Raw genomic sequence first — 3,564 nt, 5'->3', positions numbered from 1 at the left:
CACCTTGGCCGTCTTCGGGCGGGGTACCAGCACCTGGTGGGCGGCCGGCTTGATGACGGTGCCCGGGTAGAGGCGCTTGAGGCGCAGCTCCTGGGACTCCCTCAACTCCACCGGCGCGAAGCGGATGTTGGTGCCCTGGAGGACGATGTCACCGACGCCGCACGCGCGGGCGAGCATGCGCAGGCCCGCCACCAGCAGCAGGTTCTCCACCGGTTCGGGCAACTTGCCGTAGCGGTCGACGAGTTCCTCGCGTACGGCCTTGATGTCCTGCTCCGTGTTGGCGGAGGCGATGGACCGGTAGGCGGAGAGGCGCAGGCGCTCGCCGGGGGCGTAGTCGTGCGGGACGTGGGCGTCGACCGGGAGCTCGATCTTGACCTCCAGGGGCGGCTCCTCCTCGACACCGCCCTCCAGGGAGGCGCGGTAGTCCGCGACGGCCTCGCCGACCATGCGGACGTACAGGTCGAAGCCGACGCCCGCGATGTGGCCGGACTGTTCGCCGCCCAACAGGTTTCCGGCGCCTCGGATTTCGAGGTCCTTCATCGCCACGTACATGCCCGCGCCCATCTCCGTGTGCTGGGCGATCGTCGCGAGGCGCTCGTGGGCCGTCTCCGTCAGGGGCTTCTCCGGGGGGTACAGGAAGTACGCGTAACCCCGCTCGCGGCCACGGCCCACCCGGCCCCGGAGCTGGTGGAGTTGGGACAGACCGAAGTTGTCACCGCGCTCCACGATCAGCGTGTTCGCGTTGGAGATGTCGATGCCCGACTCGACGATCGTCGTCGACACCAGGACGTCGAACTTCTTCTCCCAGAAGTCGACGACCACCTGCTCCAGCGACTGCTCCGACATCTGGCCGTGGGCGGTCGCGATGCGCGCCTCCGGGACGATCTCGCACAGCCGGGCCGCCGCGCGGTCGATCGACTCGACCCGGTTGTGGATGTAGAAGACCTGGCCCTCGCGCAGGAGTTCGCGGCGGATCGCGGCACCGATCTGCTTCTCCTCGTAGGGGCCGACGAACGTCAGCACAGGGTGACGCTCCTCCGGGGGCGTCGTGATCGTCGACATCTCGCGGATGCCGGTCACCGCCATCTCCAGGGTTCTGGGGATCGGGGTGGCGGACATCGTCAGGACGTCGACATTCGCGCGCAGCTTCTTCAGCTGCTCCTTGTGCTCGACGCCGAAGCGCTGCTCCTCGTCGACGATGACCAGGCCGAGGTCCTTGAACTTGGTCTCGGAGGAGAACAGGCGGTGGGTGCCGATGACGAGGTCCACGGAGCCCTCGCGCAGGCCCTCCAGGGTCGACTTCGCCTCCGTGTCGGTCTGGAAGCGGCTCAACGCCCGCACATTGACCGGGAATTGCGAGTACCGCTCGGTGAACGTCCCGAAGTGCTGCTGCACGAGCAGGGTCGTCGGGACGAGGACGGCGACCTGCTTGCCGTCCTGTACGGCCTTGAAGGCGGCCCGTACCGCGATCTCGGTCTTGCCGTAGCCGACGTCGCCGCAGACCAGCCGGTCCATCGGGATCGACTTCTCCATGTCGTCCTTGACCTCGGCGATGGTCGTCAGCTGGTCGGGCGTCTCCGCGTACGGGAAGGCGTCCTCCAGCTCGCGCTGCCAGGGCGTGTCCGCGCCGAACGCGTACCCCGGGGCCGCCATCCGGGCGGAGTACAGCTTGATGAGGTCGGCCGCGATCTCCTTGACGGCCTTCTTGGCGCGCGCCTTGGTCTTCGTCCAGTCGGCGCCGCCGAGGCGGTGCATGGTCGGGGACTCGCCGCCGACGTACTTGGTGATCTGCTCCAGCTGGTCGGTGGGGATGTAGAGACGGTCCCCGGGCTGGCCGCGCTTGGCGGGGGCGTACTCGACGACCAGGTACTCGCGCGTGGCGGTCTGCACCGTGCGCTGCACCATCTCGATGTAGCGGCCCACACCGTGCTGCTCGTGGACGATGTAGTCGCCCGCCTCCAGGGTGAGCGGGTCGATGGTCTTGCGGCGGCGGGCCGGCATCCGGACGCCGTCCTTGCCGGCGGCCTTCTGCCCGGAGAGGTCGGTCTCGGTGAGGACGGCGAGCTTGAGCGCCGTATCGACGAAGCCGTAGTCGATCGAACCGGTCGCCACGTGGACGACGGAGGGGGCGATCTCCCCCAGCTCCGTCTCCAGGCGGGCCGCGACGCCCTCGCTGCCGAGGACCTCGACCGTGCGGGCCGCGGGGCCGTGGGCCTCGGTCACGAAGACCGTGCGCCAGCCGTCGGCGAGCCAGCCCTTGGTGTCGGCGAGGGCCTTCGCGGTGTCGCCCCGGTAGGTCTCGGGGGCGTGCATGCCGAGCTTCAGGGTGTCTGCGTCGAGCTCCTCGTCGGCCGCGAACGGCGACACCGACCACCACATCATGTCCAGCTCGCGCGCCCGGTCCCGTACGTCCGCGATGGCCCACAAGGAGGCCGCGCCGACGTCGATGGGCGCCTCGCCGCCACCGGCGGTCGCGGCCCAGGACGCCTGGAGGAACTCCTGGGAGGTGGCGACGAGATCGGACGCACGCGTGCGTACCCGCTCCGGATCGCATACGACGGTCATCGCGCCCTTGGGGAGCACGTCGAGCAGCAGCTCCATGTCGTCGACGAGCACCGGAGCCAGCGACTCCATGCCCTCTACGGCGATGCCCTCGGCGATCTTGCCGAGCAGCTCGCCCAGTTCGGGGTGCTGTTCGGCGAGGACACGCGCACGCGTGCGGACGTCTTCCGTCAATAGGAGTTCACGGCACGGGGGTGCCCACAGGCCGTGTTCGGCGACCTCCAGGGAGCGCTGGTCGGCGACCTTGAAGTAGCGGATCTCCTCGACGTCGTCACCCCAGAACTCGATGCGCAGGGGGTGTTCCTCGGTGGGCGGGAACACGTCCAGGATGCCGCCGCGCACGGCGAACTCGCCGCGCTTCTCGACGAGCTCCACGCGCGCGTAGGCGGCGGCGCCGAGCGCGTCCACGATCGCGTTCAGGTCGGCGCTCTGGCCCGTCCTCAGGGCGACCGGCTCCAGGTCTCCGAGCCCCTTGACCTGCGGTTGCAGCACGGACCGCACGGGCGCCACGACGACGGAGACCGGGCCCGTCTCCGGGTCGTCCTCCCTCGGGTGGGCCAGGCGGCGCAGGACGGCGAGGCGGCGGCCCACGGTGTCGCTGCGCGGGCTGAGACGCTCGTGCGGGAGGGTCTCCCAGGACGGGTAGTCCACGACGCCGTCCGGCGGGAGCAGCGAGCGCAGGGCTGCCGCCAGGTCCTCGGCCTCGCGGCCCGTCGCGGTCACCGCGAGGACGGTGCGGCCGGTCTCCCTGGCCAGCGCTGCCACGGCGAAGGGGCGGGTCGCCGGGGGGCCCACCAGGTCGACGTGCATGCGGTTGCCGTCGGTCGCGGCCCTGGTGGCTTCCGCGAGGGCGGGGTCCTTGACTACGGCGTCGAGCAGACCGTGCAGGCTCATGGAGGGCTTTCCGTCTGGGGGTGGGCAACACGAAGGGCCCGACGCGAGTGGTGGGCCGGGGGGTATCCAGCGTACGTCGGTGCGCCGGCTGACGCCGGGGCTGTGGAT

At 70.4% G+C, this 3,564-nt stretch carries 1 protein-coding gene; it reads right to left on the bottom strand.

Annotated features, from left to right (window positions below):
* Nucleotides 1–3,456, bottom strand: a 3,456-nt coding sequence (gene mfd / locus AC31A1_RS48690) for a transcription-repair coupling factor (RefSeq protein WP_489659474.1), incomplete at its 3' end; no start/stop codon positions are given.
* Between the last annotated feature and the right edge of the window lie 108 nt (nt 3,457–3,564).

The sequence above is a fragment of the Streptomyces sp. P5F9 genome (assembly GCF_057961495.1).
The sequence above is the reverse complement of the archived record's forward strand: the minus strand, read 5'-3'. Positions and strand labels throughout refer to the sequence as shown.